This window comes from Microbacterium sp. ABR10 (assembly GCF_057812175.1).
The window spans coordinates 1448294-1469696 of sequence record NZ_CM173821.1; the positions used below are offsets into that span (position 1 = coordinate 1448294).

General features: G+C 69.2%; 23 protein-coding genes. 9 read left to right on the plus strand and 14 right to left on the minus strand.

The genetic code is table 11. From position 1 onward, the window contains the following. Nucleotides 1–168 precede the first annotated feature (168 nt). A complete protein-coding gene (locus ACXKZF_RS06625; protein WP_488985756.1) occupies nt 169–1155 on the minus strand; it encodes a COX15/CtaA family protein in 987 nt (328 codons plus the stop codon). A gap of 255 nt (nt 1156–1410) precedes the next feature. Between ACXKZF_RS06625 and sufB the strand changes: the two genes are divergently transcribed. From sufB to ACXKZF_RS06655, 6 genes are all read left to right on the plus strand, one after another. After that, nucleotides 1411–2829 (plus strand): Fe-S cluster assembly protein SufB, encoded by a 1419-nt coding sequence (gene sufB, locus ACXKZF_RS06630; protein WP_055955461.1) that lies wholly within the window; start codon nt 1411–1413, stop codon nt 2827–2829. Next, nucleotides 2830–4023: a Fe-S cluster assembly protein SufD gene (sufD, locus tag ACXKZF_RS06635; protein WP_243223110.1), complete on the plus strand. Its 1194-nt coding sequence runs from the start codon at nt 2830–2832 to the stop codon at nt 4021–4023. Beyond that, nucleotides 4020–4349: a non-heme iron oxygenase ferredoxin subunit gene (locus tag ACXKZF_RS06640; RefSeq protein ID WP_055955137.1), complete on the plus strand. Its 330-nt coding sequence runs from the start codon at nt 4020–4022 to the stop codon at nt 4347–4349. The genes sufD and ACXKZF_RS06640 overlap by 4 nt, the downstream gene beginning before the upstream one ends. A 37-nt stretch (nt 4350–4386) precedes the next feature. Further along, a complete protein-coding gene (sufC, locus tag ACXKZF_RS06645) occupies nt 4387–5157 on the plus strand; it encodes a Fe-S cluster assembly ATPase SufC (protein WP_055955132.1) in 771 nt (256 codons plus the stop codon). A 9-nt stretch (nt 5158–5166) separates the two neighbouring features. Next, nucleotides 5167–5496: a metal-sulfur cluster assembly factor gene (locus ACXKZF_RS06650; RefSeq protein WP_055837689.1), complete on the plus strand. Its 330-nt coding sequence runs from the start codon at nt 5167–5169 to the stop codon at nt 5494–5496. Nucleotides 5497–5627: 131 nt separating this feature from the next. Then, the gene (locus ACXKZF_RS06655; protein WP_488985757.1) at nt 5628–6791 is read left to right on the plus strand and encodes a MalY/PatB family protein; all 1164 of its coding nucleotides are present in this window, start codon (nt 5628–5630) and stop codon (nt 6789–6791) included. A 75-nt stretch (nt 6792–6866) separates the two neighbouring features. Here the strand turns inward: ACXKZF_RS06655 and ACXKZF_RS06660 are convergent, their stop codons facing one another. The 6 genes from ACXKZF_RS06660 to ACXKZF_RS06685 form a co-directional block, all read right to left on the minus strand. Then, nucleotides 6867–7076 (minus strand): TOBE domain-containing protein, encoded by a 210-nt coding sequence (locus tag ACXKZF_RS06660; RefSeq protein ID WP_055955125.1) that lies wholly within the window; start codon nt 7074–7076, stop codon nt 6867–6869. Nucleotides 7077–7177: 101 nt separating this feature from the next. Beyond that, nucleotides 7178–8086 (minus strand): siderophore-interacting protein, encoded by a 909-nt coding sequence (locus tag ACXKZF_RS06665; protein ID WP_488985758.1) that lies wholly within the window; start codon nt 8084–8086, stop codon nt 7178–7180. Next, nucleotides 8070–8924 (minus strand): ABC transporter ATP-binding protein, encoded by an 855-nt coding sequence (locus tag ACXKZF_RS06670; protein ID WP_488985759.1) that lies wholly within the window; start codon nt 8922–8924, stop codon nt 8070–8072. Before ACXKZF_RS06670 ends, ACXKZF_RS06665 begins: the two co-directional genes overlap by 17 nt. Nucleotides 8925–8961: 37 nt before the next feature. Continuing rightward, complete coding sequence (locus ACXKZF_RS06675; RefSeq protein ID WP_488985760.1) at nt 8962–10038, minus strand: FecCD family ABC transporter permease; 1077 nt, start codon at nt 10036–10038, stop codon at nt 8962–8964. Next, nucleotides 10035–11081 (minus strand): FecCD family ABC transporter permease, encoded by a 1047-nt coding sequence (locus ACXKZF_RS06680; protein ID WP_488985761.1) that lies wholly within the window; start codon nt 11079–11081, stop codon nt 10035–10037. Before ACXKZF_RS06680 ends, ACXKZF_RS06675 begins: the two co-directional genes overlap by 4 nt. A 28-nt stretch (nt 11082–11109) precedes the next feature. Then, entirely contained in the window at nt 11110–12132 is a 1023-nt protein-coding gene (locus ACXKZF_RS06685; protein WP_055955114.1) for an iron-siderophore ABC transporter substrate-binding protein, read from the minus strand. 268 nt (nt 12133–12400) lie between these two features. Here ACXKZF_RS06685 and ACXKZF_RS06690 point away from each other — a divergent pair, with 268 nt between their 5' ends. After that, nucleotides 12401–13999, plus strand: a complete 1599-nt coding sequence (locus tag ACXKZF_RS06690; RefSeq protein WP_055955111.1) for an ABC-F family ATP-binding cassette domain-containing protein — start codon at nt 12401–12403, stop codon at nt 13997–13999. A gap of 168 nt (nt 14000–14167) precedes the next feature. On the opposite strand, the gene ACXKZF_RS06695 is transcribed toward ACXKZF_RS06690, so the two are convergent. From ACXKZF_RS06695 to ACXKZF_RS06710, 4 genes are all read right to left on the minus strand, one after another. Continuing rightward, on the minus strand, nt 14168–15013 hold the full coding sequence (locus tag ACXKZF_RS06695; protein ID WP_488985974.1) for an SURF1 family cytochrome oxidase biogenesis protein: 846 nt from the start codon (nt 15011–15013) through the stop codon (nt 14168–14170). Nucleotides 15014–15213: 200 nt separating this feature from the next. Then, the gene (locus tag ACXKZF_RS06700; RefSeq protein ID WP_488985975.1) at nt 15214–15402 is read right to left on the minus strand and encodes a hypothetical protein; all 189 of its coding nucleotides are present in this window, start codon (nt 15400–15402) and stop codon (nt 15214–15216) included. Between the two features lie 212 nt (nt 15403–15614). Then, nucleotides 15615–15986 carry a DUF3099 domain-containing protein gene (locus ACXKZF_RS06705; protein ID WP_488985762.1) on the minus strand — a complete coding sequence of 124 codons (372 nt, stop codon included), beginning with the start codon at nt 15984–15986 and terminating at the stop codon, nt 15615–15617. A 137-nt stretch (nt 15987–16123) separates the two neighbouring features. Continuing rightward, nucleotides 16124–16744 (minus strand): DUF4190 domain-containing protein, encoded by a 621-nt coding sequence (locus ACXKZF_RS06710; RefSeq protein ID WP_488985763.1) that lies wholly within the window; start codon nt 16742–16744, stop codon nt 16124–16126. 155 nt (nt 16745–16899) lie between these two features. On the opposite strand from ACXKZF_RS06710, the gene fabG reads away from it, so the two are divergent. After that, the gene (fabG, locus tag ACXKZF_RS06715) at nt 16900–17610 is read left to right on the plus strand and encodes a 3-oxoacyl-ACP reductase FabG (RefSeq protein ID WP_055955105.1); all 711 of its coding nucleotides are present in this window, start codon (nt 16900–16902) and stop codon (nt 17608–17610) included. Between the two features lie 97 nt (nt 17611–17707). Here the strand turns inward: fabG and ACXKZF_RS06720 are convergent, their stop codons facing one another. Together ACXKZF_RS06720 and serB are read right to left on the minus strand one after the other, a co-directional pair. After that, nucleotides 17708–18385: an alpha/beta fold hydrolase gene (locus tag ACXKZF_RS06720; protein ID WP_055955102.1), complete on the minus strand. Its 678-nt coding sequence runs from the start codon at nt 18383–18385 to the stop codon at nt 17708–17710. Nucleotides 18386–18539: 154 nt separating this feature from the next. Beyond that, complete coding sequence (gene serB / locus ACXKZF_RS06725) at nt 18540–19181, minus strand: phosphoserine phosphatase SerB (RefSeq protein ID WP_488985764.1); 642 nt, start codon at nt 19179–19181, stop codon at nt 18540–18542. A 192-nt stretch (nt 19182–19373) separates the two neighbouring features. Between serB and ACXKZF_RS06730 the strand changes: the two genes are divergently transcribed. Then, complete coding sequence (locus ACXKZF_RS06730) at nt 19374–19847, plus strand: S-ribosylhomocysteine lyase (protein WP_183419517.1); 474 nt, start codon at nt 19374–19376, stop codon at nt 19845–19847. 257 nt (nt 19848–20104) lie between these two features. On the opposite strand, the gene glgC is transcribed toward ACXKZF_RS06730, so the two are convergent. Next, nucleotides 20105–21349 carry a glucose-1-phosphate adenylyltransferase gene (gene glgC / locus ACXKZF_RS06735; RefSeq protein ID WP_055955094.1) on the minus strand — a complete coding sequence of 415 codons (1245 nt, stop codon included), beginning with the start codon at nt 21347–21349 and terminating at the stop codon, nt 20105–20107. Between the last annotated feature and the right edge of the window lie 54 nt (nt 21350–21403).

The following is a 21403-nucleotide window of genomic DNA, read 5'->3' on the forward strand; positions in this document are numbered from 1 at the left end:
AGTCGGAAAGCGTCATCCGACGCGGTGGCATCGGATGGATCACGGGCGCGGGGCACCCGGGGAACAACACTGTCTCACCCGGCGGTGTCGGCGTTAGGGGTCGCCGATGAATGCCCTATGAGCGTATAAGAGCGCCGTCTCGCCCCGACGGCACCGGCCGGCGGGTGCTCAGCGGCGCGCGGACGCCGTCTCGCGACGCATGATCGGCTCGTCGGCGATGGCCGGCTGCTTCAGGCGAAGAACGACGACGGTCATGGTCGCCGCGGCCAGAGCGGCGAGCACCATATGGGTGCCGACGGCGAGCTCGGGCAGGCCGTTGCGCGCCTGGTAGAGGCCGACGGCGATCTGCACGAGTTCGACGGCCAGCAAGGCGGTCGCCCAACGACGTACCGGCAGGCGGAGCCGCCACGCGATCACGACGACCACGAGGGTGAGGGCGAACAGTGCGTACCCGGGCCACGCGTGCACGTGCTCGAGCACTTCGGCGTCAAACCCGTTGCGAATGGAGGCCTCGTCACCCGAGTGGGGACCCGCACCCGTGGTGAGCACGCCGAAGACGATGGTCAGCGCGAGGATCGCTGTGGTGGCGTGCACGAGTCCTGCGAACCAGCGCGGGGCGGCGAGTGTGCGGGCGCCGGCCGGCTGGTACATCCGCACCAGGAAGGCCGCGCACACGGCGACGAGCGAGACCGACGCGACGTAGTGGAAGCCGACGATGAAGGGGTTCAGGCCCGTCAGCACCGTGATGCCGCCCACGATCGCCTGCGCGACGATGCCCACCAGCACGATGAGCGAGAGGACGAAGAGCACCCGGCGCTCGTGACGCATGCGCCACACGAGCACGACGACGGCGATCGCCAGAATGCCGACGAGCCCGGTCAGCGTGCGGTTGCCGAACTCGATGACGCCGTGGATGCCCATCTCGGGCGTGTTGATCAGGGAGTCGGGTGTGCACCGCGGCCACGTCGGGCAGCCGAGTCCCGACCCGGTGAGCCGGACGGCGCCGCCGGTGCCGATGATCAGCACCTCCGCGATGAACGACAGCCACGCGAACACCCGCACCCGCCGGTCGACGTCGACGGGCAACCACGCGACGAAGCGTCGCAGGGGCTCGGGAGCGCGGGTCGGTGACGTGGGGGACGAAGCGGAGGGCATGCGTGCGGCTTCCTGGCGTCGAGGTGGCCCCGGCGGTCCCGGTGTGCGGGGGAGCGGTGCTGCCGTTCCGGGAGCGGGTGCCTGTAGAATCGAAGGGTCCGGGTGCGTCGCTCGCGCGATCCGCACCAGAGACAGTCTAGGCGCGCCGCCAGCGCCTTCGAACGGGCCCACCAGCGACATTCCTGGGACTTCGACCGGAGTCCGGAATGCCGGGGCGGATGACACCGTTGAGGCCCGAGAAGGAGAGTGATCACCATGTCCGATGTACTCATCGACCGACCCGAGCTCGAAAGCCTGGGGCAATACGAGTTCGGCTGGCACGACACCGATGCCGCCGGTGCGCTCGCGCAGCGGGGGATCAACGAGGACGTCGTTCGCGGCATCTCCTCCCTGAAGTCCGAGCCGGAGTGGATGCTGAAGACGCGCCTCAAGGGCTACCAGCTCTTCGGCCGCAAGCCGATGCCCACCTGGGGTGCCGATCTCAGCGAGATCGACTTCGACAACATCAAGTACTTCGTGCGCTCGACCGAGAAGCAGGCCCAGTCCTGGGAAGACCTTCCGGAAGAGATCCGCAACACCTACGAGAAGCTCGGCATCCCCGAGGCCGAGCGTCAGCGCCTCGTCGCCGGCGTCGCCGCGCAGTACGAGTCCGAGGTGGTCTACCACCAGATCCGCGAGGACCTCGAGCAGCAGGGTGTCATCTTCATGGACACCGACACCGCCCTGCGCGAGCACCCGGAGTTCTTCGAGGAGTACTTCGGCACGGTCATCCCCGCGGGCGACAACAAGTTCGCCGCCCTCAACACCGCCGTCTGGTCGGGTGGCTCCTTCGTCTACGTCCCCAAGGGCGTGCGCGTCGAGATCCCGCTGCAGGCGTACTTCCGCATCAACACCGAGAACATGGGTCAGTTCGAGCGGACGCTGATCATCGCCGACGAAGACAGCTACGTGCACTACATCGAGGGCTGCACGGCGCCGATCTACAAGAGCGACTCGCTGCACTCGGCCGTCGTCGAGATCATCGTGAAGAAGAACGCCCGCGTTCGCTACACGACGATCCAGAACTGGTCGAACAACGTCTACAACCTCGTCACCAAGCGGGCCGTCGCCCACGAGGGCGCGACCATGGAGTGGGTCGACGGCAACATCGGCTCCAAGGTGACGATGAAGTACCCCTCCATCTACCTGATGGGCGAGCACGCCAAGGGCGAGACCCTCTCGGTGGCCTTCGCGGGTCCCGGTCAGCACCAGGACGCCGGCGCGAAGATGATTCACATGGCGCCGTACACGCAGTCGTCCATCGTGTCGAAGTCGATCGCCCGTGGTGGCGGTCGTGCCGGGTACCGGGGCGAGGTGCGGGTGGATGCCAACGCGCACCACTCCGCCAACACGGTGCGCTGCGACGCGCTGCTGGTCGACACCATCTCGCGGAGCGACACGTACCCCTCGATCGACATCCGCGTCGACGACGTGCAACTCGGCCACGAGGCGACCGTCTCGAAGGTCAGCGAAGAGCAGCTCTTCTACCTGCAGTCGCGCGGCCTCCCCGAAGACGAAGCCATGGCCATGATCGTGCGCGGGTTCATCGAGCCCATCGCGCGTGAACTGCCGATGGAGTACGCCCTCGAACTGAACAAGCTCATCGAGATGGGCATGGAAGGCAGTGTCGGTTAAATGACGACAGCGACCACGACCCCCGCGGATTCCGTGGCGGGTCACATCGACCCGGCCGCCCTCGTGGCATCCATCGTTCCGGTGCAGACGCGCTCGGAGCGGGCGACCTCGTTCGATCCGGCCGACTTCGGCACGCCGACGGGCCGCGAGGTCAACTGGAAGCTCAGCCCCGTCGACCGGCTCGCGCCGCTCTTCGTCGACGAGGCCGGCCCGACGGGCGTCATGCACGTCGAGGTCGACGCTCCGGCCGAGGTCGAGCAGCTTCGTCTCGCGGCCGGCGACGCGCCGCGCGGCGAGCACTTCCGTCCAGAAGATCTGATCGCCGCCCTCGCCTGGACGCATGAATCCGAGGCGCCGCTGCTGCGGATCCCCGCGAACGTCGAGCTCGACGAGCCCGTCGTGGTGCGGCTGACCGGCACCGGTGGTCTGGCGCACGCCCACGTCGTGATCGAGGCGCAGCCGAACTCACGCGGCACCGTCGTCCTGCGGCACGAGGGCACCGCCCAGCACGCGCAGAACGTCGAGATCCTCGTGCGCGACGGCGCCGACCTCACGGTCGTGTCGGTGCAGAAGTGGGACGACGACGCGATCCACGCCTCGGCCCACCAGGCCCGTGTCGACCGCGACGCCAAGCTCACGCACGTCGTGGTGAGCTTCGGCGGCGGGGTCGTGCGCGTGAACCCCTCGGTCGAGCTCTCGGGCGCGGGGTCCGAGGGGCGCCTGTACGGTCTGTCGTTCGCCGACGCCGGCCAGCACCTCGAGTCGCAGGTCTACCTGCACCACAAGGGACCGCACACGGTCGGCGACGTGCTCTACAAGGGCGCGTTGCAGGGCAGGAGCGCCCGGAGCGTGTGGATCGGCGACGTGCTCATCGGACCGGATGCCACCGGCACCGACTCGTATGAGGCCAACCGCAACCTCGTGCTCACCGATGGCGCGCGCGCCGACTCGATCCCCAACCTCGAGATCGAGACCGGCGACATCCAGGGAGCGGGCCACGCCAGCGCCACGGGTCGTTTCGACGACGAGCAGCTGTTCTACCTGCAGGCTCGCGGCATCGCCGAAGACGAGGCGCGACGACTGGTCGTGCTCGGCTTCCTCAGCGAGATCGTGCAGCGCATCGGCATCCCCGAGCTCGAGACCGAGCTGACGGAGGCGATCGAGCGCGAGCTGGCCGAGGGGGCCGCCGCGTGAGCGCCTCGCGCGCCTGCGCGCTGAGCGACCTCGTGCAAGACGAAGCGCACCGTGTCGAGATCGACGGCACCGCGATCGCCGTCGTCCTCGACGGCAACGGCGAGGTGCACGCGATCGGAGACGTCTGCACCCACGGCGACATCTCGCTGTCGGACGGCTTCGTCGAGGGCGAGACGCTGGAGTGCTGGGCGCACGGCTCGGCCTTCTCGCTGAAGACCGGTCGCCCCCTGAACCTTCCGGCCTTCGAGCCGGTGCCCGTGTACGAGGTCGTGATCGACGGAGACGACGTGCTCATCGATCCTTCCGTCACCAAGGCGACGGCCTGAGCCGCGCCCACGACCACAGACTTACGTAAGGAACCCCATGCCTGTCCTCGAGATCCGCGACCTCCACGTGACGGTCGAGACGGAGAACGGTACGACCCCGATCCTCAACGGTGTGACGCTGACGCTCCGCACCGGTGAGACCCACGCCATCATGGGCCCCAACGGCTCCGGCAAGTCGACTCTGGCGTACACGATCGCCGGTCACCCCAAGTACACCGTCACGAGCGGCTCCATCACGCTCGACGGTGAAGACGTGCTCGAGATGACCGTCGACGAGCGCGCCCGCGCCGGTCTCTTCCTCGCCATGCAGTACCCGGTCGAGATCCCGGGTGTCACGGTCACGAACTTCCTCCGCACCGCCAAGACGGCCATCGACGGCGAGGCTCCGGCCATCCGCGGCTGGACCAAGGACGTCAAGGGAGCCATGTCGAACCTGCGCATGGACCCGACTTTCGCTGCGCGCAACGTCAACGAGGGGTTCTCCGGTGGTGAGAAGAAGCGTCACGAGATCCTCCAGCTCGAGCTGCTGAAGCCCAAGATCGCCGTGCTCGACGAGACCGACTCCGGCCTCGATGTCGACGCGCTCAAGATCGTCTCGGAGGGTGTCAACCGCGCCAAGGAGCAGACCGACCTCGGCGTGCTGCTCATCACGCACTACACGCGCATCCTCCGTTACATCCGTCCGGACTTCGTGCACGTGGTCGTCAAGGGCCGGATCGTCGAAGAGGGCGGCCCTGAACTCGCCGACCGTCTCGAAGAAGAGGGTTACGACCGTTTCCTCGAGGCCGGTACGCCGGTCGACGCGTAAGATCGTTACATGACCGCAACGCTCGCGCCCGAGAAGTACGACGAGGTCACCGAGGCCCTGAAAGACGTCATGGACCCCGAACTGGGGATCAACGTCGTCGACCTGGGGCTCATCTACGACCTCGCATGGGATGACGAGAACGACGCCCTCGTCATCCACATGACCCTCACCTCGGCCGGCTGCCCGCTGACCGACGTGCTCGAAGAACAGACCGCCCAGTCCCTCGACAACGTGGTGGACCGTTTCCGCATCAATTGGGTGTGGATGCCGCCGTGGGGCCCCGAACGGATCACCGACGACGGCCGCGACATGATGCGGGCCCTCGGTTTCGCGATCTGACCCTGCCCAATGAACGCCCGTCCCTTCGGGGGCGGGCGTTCATGTGTCTCCGGGACGGGGGCACCGTGCTCGTGTTTCGCCGTCTGACGCGCCGATTCCTCGGCATCCGGGGCGCTTATTAGGCTCGCGACATGAGCGTTCCTCCCCTCCAGGCCCTGCCGCTCGCCCTCCTCCGTCAGCGAACGAGCACGAAGTGGCGCTCGTACGGTGACGACGTGATCCCCATGTTCGTCGCCGAGACCGACTTCGCATTGGCTCCCGGCATCACGGCCGCCCTTCACCGCGCGGTGGAGATCGGCGACACCGGGTACACCCCGCCGCGACCGGGGATCGACCTCGACTTCGCGGACTTCGCCGAGCGTCACTGGGGTTGGCGTCCCGACCCGTCGCGCATCCGCTGGACGGGCGACGTGATGATGGGGGTCGTCGAGGTGCTGCGTGCCGTCACCTCGCCCGGCGACCGCGTGATCGTCACCACGCCGGTGTACCCGCCCTTCTACGACACGGTCGAAGAGGCGGGCGCGATCGTGGAGCGGGTTCCCCTGACCGACGACGGCGAGGGCTGGCGACTCGATCTCGAGGGAATCGAACGGGCCTTCGCCGCCGGCGCGCGGTCGGTGCTGTTGTGCAATCCGCACAACCCCACCGGCACGGTGCACACGCGCGCCTCGCTCGCCGCCCTTGCGCGACTGGCGCATCGCTACGGGGCGACGGTCGTCAGCGACGAGATCCATGCTCCTCTCACGCACGCCCCCGCGGTGTTCACCCCGTTCCTGGATGCAGCGCCCGAGGCGGCCGCGGTCGGGTACACCGTGACGAGTGCCAGCAAGACCTACAACCTCGCAGGGCTGAAGTGCGCGGTCATCGTGACCGGTGCCGAAGAGACCGCCGCGGTCGTGCGCGCGTTGCCCTGGGAGGTGGAGTGGCGTGCGGGGCTGTTCGGCGTCATCGCCAACCGTGCCGCGTTCTCGGCCGACAGCGATGAGTGGCTGGAAGGGCTGTTGGCCGCCCTCGATCACAACCGCCGCCTGCTGGCGGACCTGCTCGCCGAGCACCTCCCGCTCGCGCGGTACCGTATCCCCGACGCCGGGTTCCTCGCCTGGGTCGACGTCTCGGCCTACGGGTGGGGGGAGAACCCCGCGCCGTTCATCCGCCGCGAGGCGAAGGTCGCGCTCCACCACGGCCCGCTGTTCGGCGAGGAGGGCGTCGGGCACGTGCGGATCAACGTGGGATGCGCGCCCGAGGTGCTGCGCGAGGCGATCGAGCGCATCGGACAACTGGTACCGCGAGGCTGAGCACGACGCCGACCGCCGGCGTCCCGAGCGTCTCGGAGGCTCGGCGGTCGAAGACGACGTGATGCGGGGAGTCGGTCAGTCCTCGACGGCGACCATGACGTCGGATGCCTTCACCACGGCGTACGCCTCGACGCCGACGGCGAGCCCCAGCTCGTCGACAGCGTCGTTGGTGATCGACGCGGTCACGATCGAGCCGCCCACATCGATACGAACGTGAGCGGTCGTCGCCCCCTTCGTGACCTCGACGATGGTGCCCTTCAACCGATTGCGTGCGCTGATACGCATGAGTGCTCCCCTCTGTGGCCACGTCGCCCACGCTGGGCTGTCCGACTCGTCGCCCACCCTAACGGCCGCCTGGGCGAGGGAGCGCGGCATCCCGAGTCCTGTCAGAACTCGGCGCGGCCCGTTCGCCAGTACCCCATGAAGGCCACGGCGCGCCGGTCGACGCCGCGCTCGGTCACGAGGTGACGGCGGAGCGCCTTGATCGCCGACGCCTCGCCCGCGAGCCAGGCGTACAGCGGCGCCTTCTTCAGCGCCGCGCCGCCTTTGGCCGTGCGCGGGACCTCCCAGAGCATGCCCTCGTCGATGTCGATCTCTTCGACCTCGTCGCCGTGGCCCTCGGGGGTGAGAGCGAAGGCCGCGTCGCGCGTGGCGGTGACCAGGTGCGCGTGACGGTCGCCGTCCGCTCGGGCCGCGACGCGGAATGAGAATCCCGGATGCCGCGGCAGGTAGGCGCAGTCTTCGGGCGTGGGCACTTCGAGCACGACGGTGCCCGTGGCATCGGCCGGGAGTTGTTCGAGGATGACCGCGATGGCGGGGGCGGCGGTCTCATCGCCGGCGAGAAGGTATTCGCCGGTCTGGGCAGGCGGGACGAAGTCGACGCCGAAGCTCACGTCGGTGAGGGCGATGGTGGGGGCGAAGATGAGCACCTCGTCGCCGGGGCGCGCGCTTTCGATCCAGGCCGACGCCGGTCCGATCACCTCGTGAGCGACCATGTCGATGTCGACCTCGCGATCGCCGCGCCGCACCGCCCGCGTCGTGTAAGTGCGGAAGGGCAGGCGGCCTTCGTCAGGAAGGGCGCGCCAGTCGGTCCACCAGTCCGAGCCCGTGGGCATGGCATCCAACCCCAGAGTCTCGGTGGGGAAGACGACCTTGATGCGCTGATCGAAGCCGGGGTCGCCGTACTCATTGAGGTCGTCGCCCGTGAACGTGAAACGCCGGAAGCTCGGCGTGAGGTCGGTGATGCGTGCGACGCGGACGCGGAAGAAGCGGGAGGTCTCACGAGGGGAAGACATCGAGGGGCTCCTGAACGGTGTCGGCGGCGGGCACGCGCGGACTGACGTGGTGGCGGCCGCGGGGGAGGACGAGCGGGGTGCCGGAGACGGGGTCGGGGACGACGAGGGCGTCGAGTCCGAAGACCTCGCGGATGAGCTCGGAGGTCATGACGGTGGTGGGGTCTCCGGCGGCGACCACGTGCCCCTCGCGGAGCGCGATGAGGTGATCGGCGTAACGGGCGGCCATGTTCATGTCGTGCAGGACCATCACCGTCGTCGTGCCGCGGTCGCGGTTGAGGTCGGTGAGCAGGTCGAGGACCTCGACCTGGTGCGCGACGTCGAGGAAGGTCGTCGGCTCGTCGAGCAGCAGGATGTCGGTCTCTTGGGCGAGCGCCATGGCGATCCACACGCGCTGACGCTGCCCGCCGGACAGCTCGTCGATCGAACGGTCGGCGAGGTCGCTGATGCCGGTCGCGGCGAGGGCCTCGGCCACGACCTCGTAGTCGCGAGCGCTCCACCGGGCGAGCGCGCGCTGGTGGGGGTGGCGTCCGCGGCCGACCAGGTCGGCCACGGCGATGCCCTCGGGAGCGATCGGGCTCTGCGGGAGCAGGCCGAGGATGCGCGCGACCTCCTTGGAGGGGCGTTCGTGCAGCGCCTTGCCGTCGAGCACGACGCGCCCGGCCTTGGGCGGAAGCAGACGCGCGAGCGCGCGGAGGAGGGTCGACTTGCCGCAGCCGTTGGCGCCGACGATCGCGGTGATGCGACCGGCGGGGAAGGTGATGTCGAGGTCGTCGACGATCGTGCGGTCGCCGTACGCGAGAGTGAGCCCCTCAGCCGTGAGCGTTCGGTTCGCGGTCACGAGAGGGCTCCCTCTGGCTGGGAGCGCGCGGGGGTGGTCACAGTGAGCCTCCGGAACGGTTGGTCCTGATGAGGAGGTAGATGAGGTAAGGCGCGCCAAGCACGCCCGTGATGACGCCGACGGGATAGCGGTTGTCGAAGGCGAACTGTCCGAGCAGGTCGCTGAGCATGACGAGCAGGGCGCCGACGAGACCGGCGGGCACCAGGAGCGAGCCGCCCGGCCCGATGAGACGGGCGGCGATGGGGCCGGCCATGAACGCCACGAAAGCGATGGGGCCGCTCGCCGCGGTGGCGACGGCCAGCATCACGACGGCGCCGACGATGAGCAGCACACGCGTGCGCTCGACTCGAACGCCGAGACCGGCGGCGGAGTCGTCACCCAGGCGCAGGACAGCGAGCCCGCGGGTGTTGGCGACCATGAGCGGCAGAACGACCACGACGGTGGCAGCCAGGGGCAGCAGGCGCTCCCACGAGGCGTTGTTGAGGCTGCCGGTGAGCCACTGCATCGCCGTCTGCAGATCCCAGTTGGCCGCGCGGGTGAGCATCCATGTCGTGACGCTGTCGAGCATGGCGGCGACGCCGATGCCGATGAGCACGAGTCGCGTGCCGGTGAAGGCCCCGCGACGAGACAGCAGATAGATGGCTCCGGCCGTGGCCAGGGCGCCGACCAGGGCGAACGCCGAGACGGCCGCATCCGAGAGGGAGAAACCGATGATCGCGACGACGGCGAAGGCGCTGGCACCCGAGGAGATACCGATGATGTCGGGGGAGGCGAGGGGGTTTCGCAGCATGGTCTGGAACGTCACGCCGGCCATGCCGAACGCGAGGCCCGAGAGCAGTCCGAGACTGGCGCGCGGGAGGCGGAGTTCGCCGATGGTGAAGGAGGCGCCCGGCACCGTCTGACCGAGGATCACGCGGATGACCTGATCGGGGGTATAGAAAGTGTTGCCGACCATCAGCGTCACGACGTAGACGATGACGACCGCGCTGAACAGGATCGCGGCCACGAGGACCCGTCGACGCGCGCGGCCGCGCCGGCCGCGGACGAGCGCTGCGACATCGGGCACGGATGCCGTCGCGGCATCGCCCCGGGGCGAGAGGGTCTGCGTGCTCACAGTTCGCGCACCTTCTGCCGGCGGACGATCCAGATGAAGAAGGGGGCACCGATCAGGGCGGTGAGGATGCCGACCTCGACCTCGGTGGGGCGCGCGACGAGGCGGCCCACGACGTCGGCGCCGACGAGAAGGATCGCCCCGCCCAGAGCGGAGAAGGGCACGAGCCAGCGGTGGTCGGTGCCGATGAGCATGCGGCAGACGTGGGGCACCACGAGGCCGACGAAGGCGATGGGGCCCGCGACAGCGGTGGCGGCGCCCACGAGCACGACCGCGCCGGCGGAGGCGATCAGGCGCGTGCGCCCCACGTGCTCGCCGAGCCCCGTGGCGACGTCGTCACCGAGCGCGAGGGAGTTCATACCGCGGGAGCACAGGACGCAGACGAGGCCGCCGATCAGCAGGACCGGCAGGACGACCTGCACGCGCTCCCAGGTCGCACCGCCGATGCCGCCGATCTGCCAGAACCGGAAGACCTCGAGCAGGTCGACGCGGGGGAGCAGAATCGCGCTCGACAGCGAGCCGAATGCGGCCGTGGTCGCAGCTCCCGCGAGGGCGAGCTTGAGGGGGGTCGCGCCGCCGCGACCGAGTGAGCCCACGGTGTAGACGAAGACCGCGGCGACCGCCGCCCCCACGATCGCGAAACCCATGTACCCGGTCGAGCTGGAGAGCCCGAAGAAGGCGATGCCGGTGACGACGGCGAGCGCCGCCCCGGCGGAGACGCCGAGGATGCCGGGGTCGGCGAGCGGATTGCGGGTGACGGCCTGCATCGTCAGCCCCGCCATGGCGAGGGCGGCGCCGACGAGCAAGCCGAGCACGGTGCGGGGCACACGGGCGATCACCGCGGCTTCCCCGACGCCGCCCCCGCCGGTGAACGCAGAGGCGATCTCGGCGAGGGAGACATCGCGGGTGCCGAAGGCGACGGATGCCGCCGACACCACGACCAGGCCCCCCGTGAGCACCAGCACCCACAGAAGGCGGCGACTCGCCGGACGCCGTAGGGAGGCGGCATCCGGGAGTGCGTCGACGACGGGGGAGCGAGTGGTCACGAGGGGCGCGGTCCGGTGAGGTGGGGGATCAGCCGACGGCGGTGGTCAGCAGGTCGAGGTATTTGTCGAAGCCCCAGCTGATCGACAGCGGCGAGGGGTTGGCCGAGGCGGCGAGGGGAGTTCCGTCTTCGAGGACGGCGATGTGGCCGGCCGCGATGGCGGGGATCTGCGACAGCAGCGGGTCGGCCTGCAGCTGGGCGACGGTGGAGCCGTCGGTGTTGCCGTAGGTGATCCACAGGCCCACGTCGCCGAAGACATCGGCGTTCTCGGAGCTGATGTCGCTGTAGAACGCGTCGATCTCGGCGGAGGTCTTCGTCACCTGCTCGGGCTCGGGCATGCCGAGCTCGTGCAGGTAGCCGGCGCGCGGGTCGTGCGAGGTGTAGTACGTGATCTTGCTGAGATCGGTGGGGTCGGTGAAGGCGAACAGCGGCGCGACGTCGGCGAGCTCCGGGTGCGCGGCGAAGGCCTCCTGCGACTCGGTCTTGATCTGTTCGATGAGGGCGTCGCCCTCGCTCTTCAGGCCCAATGCCTGGGAGTTGAGCTGGATCATCTGGTCGAGCGTGGTGCCCCAGGCGGCGTCGGGGTAGGCGACGACGGGCGCGATCTTCGACAGGGTGTCGTAGTCCTCCTGCGTCAGACCCGAGTATGCGGCGAGGATGACGTCGGGCTGCGTGTCGGCCACGGCCTCGAAGTCGATGCCGTCGGTCTCGTCGAAGAGCACGGGGGTCTCGCCGCCGAGCTCGGTCAGCTTGTCTTCGACCCAGGGGAGGATGCCATCGCCGTCGTCGTCGCCCCAGGTGGCCTTCGCCATTCCTACGGGCACGATGCCGAGTGCGAGGGGGACCTCCTGGTTGGACCAGGCGACAGTGGCGACGCGCTCGGGCTTCTTCTCGATCACGGCCTGGCCGAGGGCGCTGTCGACCGTGACGGGGAACACGCCGTCGGACCCCTGCGCCGCCTCTCCTTCGGGGGACGCGGACGTACCGGCGCAGCCGGTGAGGACGAGGGCGGAACCGACGGCGAGGGCCGCCAGAGCGCGGAATCGGGACACAGAGAGCCTCCTGTGATCTAAGTAAGGACAGGCTTAGCTTAGGTCAGCAATCGGGTGAGAACGCAAACCCGGATGCCCAGACGGGGGTCGAACGGTTCGACGCCGAGCTATCCGACGAGGGGCTCGGTGATGCGCACGAGCACGCGGCATCCGGGGTACGCGGTCCCTCGGTGAGAACCCTGTCGGGGGACGTTCGGGAAGGCGACTTATACTGGGTGGCTGGCCATCGTCTGGCCGCTCCCCAAACCCCGAAGAACGGACGTTCGCCGTGCTCGCCGTACATGACCTCGAGATCCGCGTGGGTGCCCGCGTGCTCATGTCCGATGTGGCGTTCCGCGTCTCCGACGGCGACAAGATCGGTCTCGTCGGGCGCAACGGCGCCGGCAAGACGACGCTGACCAAGGTGCTCGCGGGCGATCTCCTGCCCTCGAACGGCGGCGTCGACCGCTCGGGAGAGCTCGGCTATCTGCCTCAGGACCCGCGTTCGGGTGACCCCGAGATGCTCGCGCGTACGCGCATCCTCGACGCCCGCGGCCTCGGTTCGCTCGCGCTCGGCATGCACGAGGCGTCGCTGGCCATGGCCGACGACGACGCCGCGGTCGCGGCGAAGGCGATGAAGAAGTACGCCAACCTCACCGAGCGATTCGAAGCGGCGGGCGGGTACGCGGCCGAGGCCGAGGCGGCATCCATCGCCCACAACCTCTCGCTTCCCGACCGCATTCTCGATCAGCAGCTAAAGACCCTGTCGGGTGGGCAGCGTCGTCGCATCGAGCTCGCGCGCATCCTCTTCTCGGACGCCCGCACGATGATCCTCGACGAGCCGACCAACCACCTCGACGCCGACAGCGTCGTGTGGCTGCGCGAGTTCCTCAAGGGCTACAAGGGCGGTCTCATCGTCATCTCGCACGATGTCGAACTCGTCGGCGAGACGGTGAACCGCGTCTTCTATCTGGATGCCAACCGCCAGGTCATCGACATCTACAACATGAACTGGAAGAACTACCTGCGCCAGCGGGTGGCCGACGAAGAACGCCGCAAGAAGGAGCGCGTCAACGTCGAGAAGAAGGCCACGGCGCTGCAGTTGCAGGCCGCGCGCTTCGGCGCGAAGGCGTCGAAGGCCGCCGCCGCCCATCAGATGGTCGCGCGCGCCGAGAAGATGCTCTCTGGCCTCGACGAGGTGCGTCAGGACGAGCGGGTCGCGAAGCTCCGCTTCCCCAAGCCCGCGCCCTGCGGCAAGACGCCGCTCATGGCGTCGGGGCTGTCGAAGTCGTACGGATCGCTGGAGATCTTCACCGACGTCGACCTCGCGATCGACCGCGGCTCGCGCGTCGTCATCCTGGGTCTCAACGGCGCCGGAAAGACGACGCTGCTGCGCATCCTCGCGGGTGTCGACCAGCCCGACACCGGCCAGCTCGAGCCCGGTCACGGCCTGAAGATCGGCTACTACGCGCAGGAGCACGAGAACCTCGACGTCTCGCGGTCCGTGCTCGACAACATGATGTCGGCCGCGCCCCACATCACCGCGACCGAGGCCCGCAAGGTACTCGGATCGTTCCTGTTCGTCGGCGACGACGTGCTCAAGCCCGCAGGGGTCCTCTCGGGTGGCGAGAAGACGCGCCTATCGCTCGCGACGCTGGTGGTGTCGTCGGCGAACATGCTGCTGCTCGATGAGCCGACGAACAACCTCGACCCCGCCTCGCGCGAGGAGATCCTCGGCGCGCTCGCGCACTACGAGGGCGCCGTCGTGCTCGTCTCGCACGACGAGGGTGCCGTCGAGGCGCTGAACCCCGAGCGCGTGCTGATCCTCCCCGACGGCGTCGAGGACATCTGGGGCCGCGACTACGCCGATCTGATCACGCTCGCCTGATCACGCTCGGCTGACGCTGGCCTGGTGACGCTGGCCTGGTGACGCTGGCCTGGTCACGCTCGTGTGCTCTCCCGAATCTGATCACCGCCGCCGCCGCGCCCTCGCCCCATCACCCGGACGTGCACGCGTTCGGAGCGGATGGATGCCGGGTAGCCGGCGTCCGTGAGATCACCGGGCGTCGAGCAGGGCGTCTTCGTCGTCGGCGTCGCGGTCGCGCGGACGCTTCCGCAAACGGTGCAGGGCGACCGGGTCGACGCGGCGGGCTTCCTTCGGCACGGTCTCGACCGCCGCGACCGGGGCGGAGTCGTCTTCGGCGTCTTCTCGACGGAGCCTGCGCTCGTTCACGATGACGTAGCCGATGAAGGCGAAACCCATCACCGCGAACAGGATCCACTGGATCGCGTACGAGAGGTAGGGGCCCGGATCGTTGCTCGGCGGGTCAATAGTGAACGGAGCCGTCACCGGGGCGGGGGTCTCCGACATCAACAGTCCGTAGGCCCCCTGTTCGAGCGGCCCCGTCTGCTCGGCGACCAACCCGAGGTTGATCGTCGGCACCTGGCCGGGCTCGGCCGATCGACCCGAGGTGGGGGCCGCCTCGCCGGGGCGCAGGCGCACCTCAAGGGTGACCTCGCCCGCCGGCGGCACGGGGATCTCATCGGGCGCCGACTGGCTGTTGCCCGGCGGTAGCCATCCGCGGTCGACGAGGACGACGCGGCCGTCGTCGAGACGGAAAGGCACGAGCTGCTCGTAGGCCGCGGAGCCGCCGTGCGCGCGATTGCGCACGAGGAGCTGCTCATCGGCGAGGTAGCGGCCCTCGAGGCGCACCGGGCGCCATTCGTCTGCGGGGTTCAGCTCGGCTCCGGGGGCGAGCAATTGCTCCAGAGCGACGGGGGTCGCGTCGTAGTTGTTCTCCACGAGCTGCAGCTGCTCGGTGCGCTCGGCGTTGCGCGAGAACTGCCAGTTCGACAAGAACGCGCACGCGATCGCGAAGAGGATCGCTACGCCGACGTACATCGCCCACCGGGCGGCGGCGGGGGTCTCGCGGGCGCTCACGTGCGGACTCCGACGACACGCGCTGCGGAATCGCTCACGTCATCCTCCCTCGCCACGCTTCCAGGGTACGTCGCTCGGCCTGCACGTGTGCTCACGCGGGTCGTGCCGACGGTCCCCTCGACGGGAAAATCCCGTGCGCTCAGGAACTGTCGCGCGAGCGTTCACTCGGGTCGCGCCGCGAGGGCGGCGACCTCGACCGGGAAGTCACGCGCGCTCAGGAATTCCCGGAGGTACACGACGTGTTCGTCGCACGCGACCCATGTCTTGCGGCGGTCGGCCGAGTGGATGCGGGGGTTGCGCCAGCGAAGGGCCCAGATGGCCAGGTCACGGCATCCGGCCCTCGAGCACACGGTCCGCTCGACGGCTGCCGCCGCTTCGGCGAGTGTGGTCGGTTGTTCGGACGCCGCCTCACCAGCAGATCCCGTCTGATCGGGGAGTGCGGTCGGTTGGCCGAACGCCGCCTGACCGCCAGGACCCGTCTGTTCGGGGAGTGCGGTCCGTCGGTCGGACGCCGCCTGACCGAGGGAGCCCGTCTGTTCGGGGGACGCGTTCGGTGCGTCGGTCACGACCGGTCGTCGCGCGGGGGGTTGATGCCCGGAGTCTCGGCGATGCGGATGACGAGCGGCGCGTCGGGATCGACGGCGGCGGCGGTCGGCGTCGGGCGCGGAGCCTCGATTGCACGCTCCGGGTTGATCGCCGTCGTTTCGGCGGCGTCCTCGCCCACGTTCGCCACGATCACGGCCACGTAGGGCAGGAAGATCGCGCCCGCGGCGAAGACGAACGTGTACCAGCCGTACGGCGTGATGAGGGCCATTGCGAGGAAGCACCCGATGCGGATGCCCATCATCAGCATGTACTTGGCGAAACGACCGTCGGCGCTCTCCCGAGGTGCCTTGGGGAGCGACGTCGCAGACTGGGCGCGGTTTGTCTTCACAGTGGTCTCAGGGTACGCCCGTCGGCGAGGGGGGCGGCGCGTTCTCGCGGGCGTCGTCTCGACGTCATGACAAGCGTCGCCGACACTGCTGGGGGTGCCGCCCGATGGACGCTACCCGCAGAGGGTCGAAGGGGTGCTCAAGCGCCGTAGCGCATGTCGCTTCCCCCGGTGACGCCGATGATGACGGCCGCCAGAATGATGAGGAGGATGCCGAGCCCGAGGCTGATGTAGCCGATGAGCACACCCGACAGGGCCATGCCGCGTCCGCGTTCGCCCGTCGTCTTGATCTGCTTCAGCGAGATGTGGCCGGTGATGATGCCGACGATCTGCCCGATGACCGGAATGGCGAACAGACCCACGAGCGACGACACGAGCGCGACGATCGCCAGCGGGTTGATGCGCGCGGCGGTGCCGTAGCCGTAGGCGGGCGCGCCATAGGGCTGCTGGCCGTACGATTGCTGGCCGTAGGTCTGCTGGCCGTAGTCCTGCTGGCCGTAGGCCGGTGCGGCGGCGGCGGGAGCAGACGGGTCGTACGCGGGTGCCGGGTAGGCGGGCTCGCCGTAAGCCGGGGCAGGCGGGGCGGCGTACCCCGCCGAGGGGGTGCCGCTGCCCGGTGCCGGGGGAGCGGCGTAAGGAGGTGCCGGGGGCACGCCGTCGCCCGTCGGACGAGACGCTGCGTCGGGACCCGTCGCCCCCGTGCCGGTCGCTTCGGGTGTGTGCCCGTACGGGGAGGGGTCGTTGGTGCGGTCGTCGCTCACGGGTCGCCTTTCGTCGTGCTGCGTTCCAGCGTTCCAGCGCCGCTCGGGCTGTGTCAAACCCGTGCCCTGCTCGGCCATCCGCGGGCCGCCGTCGGCGCGGGGCGGCGCTCGCTAGGCTGGGCCGGTTACGTCCCCGCACGCACAGGAGTGTCACCATGTCCCAGGACCGCGTCGTCGTCGTCACCGGAGGAAACCGGGGCATCGGTCGTTCCATCGCCGAGCGTTTCGTCGCCGAGGGGTGGAAGGTCGCCGTGACCGCCCGGTCGGGTGAGGGCCCCGAGGGAACGCTCACCGTCCGTGCCGATGTGACCGACGCGGCCGCTGTGGACGCCGCCTTCTCGCAGGTCGAGACTGAGCTGGGTCCGATCGCCGTGGTCGTCGCGAACGCCGGGGTGACCAAAGACACCCTTCTGCTGCGCATGAGCGAAGACGACTTCGACAGCGTGGTCAGCACCAACCTGGGCGGGGCTTTCCGCGTGGTGAAGCGGGCGTCGAAGGGCATGCTGAAGGCGCGCTGGGGTCGGGTCATCCTCATTTCCAGCGTCGTCGGCCTCTACGGGTCGGCGGGGCAGATCAACTACGCCGCTTCCAAGAGCGCCCTCGTCGGCTTCGCCCGTTCGCTGACCCGCGAGCTCGGCGGGCGCGGCATCACCGCGAATGTCGTCGCGCCCGGGTTCATCGAGACCGACATGACCGCCGAACTGCCCGCTGAAACGCAGGCGGAGTACAAGAAGAGCATCCCTGCCGGACGTTTCGCCACGCCCGACGAGGTCGCCGGTGTCGTCACGTGGCTGGCCGGAGACGATGCCGCGTACATTTCGGGCGCCGTCATCCCCGTCGACGGTGGTCTCGGGATGGGTCACTGACGCACGGCACCGAGGCCTCGTGACCTGAGGGCACGGGACCGTCGCGCGGACGCGAGATCTCGCGGACGGGCGCACCGGGTCAGCGCCGACGGAGGTGTCACCGAACCGCCGCCACCAGCTTCTCCGCGAACTCCGCAGGTTGCGAGAACTGCGGCCAGTGGCCCGAACCGAGGTGCACGACCTCTACGTCGTCGATGCGACCGAGCTCTTCGGCATAGGCGCCCCAGTCCGCGAGCACGCGCGGCAGGGATTCGGCGTCGAGCTGACCGGACAGGATCGTGACGGGCACGGAGAATCGACGGTCGTCACCGAGGGTGATCGGGGAGGTCGGCACCCGCCCGGGAACGTCGACCACCTGTTCCGCGGTGCGGCGACGCGTCTCGTCGTCGATGTCGGCCACGTCGTCGTGATCGAAGAAGTCCCAGCCCGGGAAGTGCACCACGCCGTCGTCGACGGGGAACTCCGAGATCATGGCCCCGGGGTGCGGCACGATCGTGTCGACCAGGATGACGCGGGCGATGCGCTCGGGGCGCCGGTCGGCGGCACCCCACACGACGTTGCCCCCGCCGGAATGCCCGATGAGCACGACGGGCGGATCGAGACGGTCGACCTCCGAGACGACGGCGTCGACCCAGTCGTCGATGACCAGGTCGCCGACCGCGGGGCCCGGCATGCTCAACGGGTGCGGTCTGTGCCCTGCCGCCTCGAGCGCCGGGACGATGTCGTCCCACGACGACGCGGTGAGCCAGAGTCCGGGTACGAGGATGATGTCCATGCTCGGAGCGTAGGACGGGGTTCCGACATCGGGAAGAGGGGCCGCCGACGGACCGGCGGGAGCGGGTGGCGGGCGCCTCTGCGGGCTCCGGCACATCGCGACGGCGGACGTCTTTCGCGCGGGCAGGTCTCGGGACGGGCGTCGCGCGATGGGGTCAGCGAGGCAGCAGGGCGATGACTTCGGCGAGGTCGACGGCGTCGATCACGAGATCGGCGCGCTCGCGCACGGCGGGCTTCGCGTTGAAGGCCAGCCCCAGGCCCGCGACCGCCATCATCTCGAGGTCGTTCGCGCCGTCGCCGATCGCGAATGTCAGCGCGAGCGGAACGCCGTGTTCGGCCGCCCACGCCTGCAGCGTCTCGGCCTTGGCCGTGGCATCCACGATCCCCCCGTCGACCTCGCCCGTGAGCGCTCCCTCGGATGCCGCGAGGCGGTTCGCACGCCAGACGTCGACGCCCAGGTCGGGGGCGATGGTGTCGAGTACCTCGTGGAAGCCGCCCGAGACCACGCCGACGACTCCGCCGCGCTCGTGGACCGCGGTGATGAGCTCGCGCACACCCGGGGTGGGCTCGATACGGGCGATCGCGCGAGCGAACGCGTCGGTGGAGACGCCGGTCAGCGCTTTCACCCGGGAACGCAGGCTGGTGGCGAAGTCGACCTCTCCGCGCATGGCGGCTTCGGTGGCAGCGGCGACTTCGGCGCCGCGACCGGCTTCGTCGGCGAGGAGTTCGATGACCTCGTTGCGGATCAGGGTGGAGTCGGCGTCGAGCACGACGAGGAAGCGGGCGGGCGCAGGCACGCGCTCGACCCTAGCGGGTCGCGTAGTTGCTCGCCGATCGCGAGGGGCAGCGTGCCGACGGGCCCGGACGCCGGACGGGCCCGGACGGTGTCACAGTGACTTCCGGGTCGCTCCGTGTCGCACACCGACGTCGATGTCGGCGGGCGCGCGTAGGCTCTTCCGGTACCCCAGACCTTCGAGAAGGGACCCCCCATGGCTGACGTCGAGAGCTTCACCCTGGATCACACCGCCGTGCTGGCACCGTACGTGCGCCTGATCGGCTCCGAGTCGGGACCGCGCGGCGACGTCATCTCGAACTTCGATCTGCGTCTCGTGCAGCCGAACGAGGGCGAGATCCCCACCGCGGGGCTGCACACCATCGAGCACCTGCTCGCGAGCCTCGTACGCGACCGCATCGACGGACTCATCGACATCTCGCCGTTCGGATGCCGCACCGGCTTCCACGTGATCATGTGGGGCGAGCCCGATGTGGCATCCCTTGTCGACGCGATCTCCGACTCGCTGCGCGCGATCGCCGAAGACGTGCAGTGGGACGACGTACCCGGCACCGACGCGTACAGCTGCGGCAACTACCGCGACCACAGCCTGCACAGTGCCCGCGAGTGGTCGAAGGCCGTGCTCGAGAAGGGCATCAGCCGCGACGCGTTCGCGCGCGTGGGTGTCTGAACCGGCGCGACGCGAAGGCGGTGATCAGCCGTGACGCGTTCGCGCGTGTGGGTGTCTGACCAGCCGTGAGGCGTTGCGCGCGTGAGTGCCTGAGCAGCCGTGACGCGTTCGCGCGTGTGGGTGTTTGAGCAGCCGTGATGCGTTCCCGCGTGTGGGTGCCTGAGCGCCACCGGATCAGGATGCCGAAGGGGCGGTGACCATCGCGGTCACCGCCCCTTCGGCATGCGGAATCCTCGGCATCCGGGATCCGGCTCAGCTCACGCGTGGACGTGAACGTCCTTGCCGACGACGGTGATGCCCGTCTCGGTGACCGTGAAGCCGCGGGCGAGGTCGCGGTCGCGGTCGACACCGATGGTCGCGCCGGGCTCGAGCACGACGTTCTTGTCGAGGATCGCACGGTGGATGCGCGCTCCCGCGCCGACCTGCACGCTGTCGAAGAGCACCGAGTCGGTGATCGTCGAGCCACCGCCGGCGAGGGCCCACGGTCCGACGACGCTGCGCTCGAGGTGCGTGCCCGACAGAACCGAACCGAGCGAGACGATCGAGTCGATCGCGTTGCCGATGCGGCCGACCGAGTCGCGCACGAACTTCGCCGGCGGGGCGTTGAACGTCTGCGAGTAGATCGGCCAGTCCGTGTTGTACAGGTTGAAGATCGGGAGGGTGGAGATCAGATCCATGTGGGCGTCGTAGAACGACTCGATCGTGCCCACGTCGCGCCAGTACGAGCGGTCACGCGGCGTGGAGCCCGGAACGTCGTTGCGCTGGAAGTCGTAGACGGCCGCCTCGCCGCGGTTGACGAAGTAGGGCACGATGTCGCCGCCCATGTCGTGCGCCGAGGTCGGCAGCTCGCCGTCATGGGTCACGGCCTCGACGAGTGCGTCGGCGTCGAAGATGTAGTTGCCCATCGAGGCCAGCACTTCGTGGGGGGCGTCGGCGAGCCCGGTCGGGTTCTGCGGCTTCTCGAGGAACTCGCGGATCTTCGTCGGGTCGGTCGGATCGGTGTCGATGACGCCGAACTGATTCGCGAGTCCGATGGGTTGGCGTATGCCGGCGATGGTGGCGCGCGCATCGGAGGCGATGTGCGCATCGAGCATCTGATTGAAGTCCATGCGGTAGACGTGGTCGGCACCGATGACGGCGACGATGTCGGGCTTCTCATCGCGGATGAGGTTCATCGACTGGAGGATCGCATCGGCCGACCCGGAGAACCACCGCTTGCCGAGGCGCTGCTGCGCGGGCACGGACGCGACGTAGGCGCCCAGCATCGGCGACATGCGCCACGTCTGCGAGATGTGGCGATCGAGGCTGTGCGACTTGTACTGCGTCAGCACGACCAGCTGTCTGAGGCCCGAGTTGATCAAGTTCGAGATCGCGAAGTCGATCAGGCGGTACTGGCCGCCGAACGGGACGGCGGGTTTCGCGCGATCGGCCGTGAGGGGCATGAGTCGCTTTCCCTCGCCGCCGGCGAGGATGATTCCGAAGACCTTCGGCGCTGCAGGCATGGCACCACACTAGGGGTCGCGGGGGGATGCAGGTACACGTGTACGGCGCGCCGC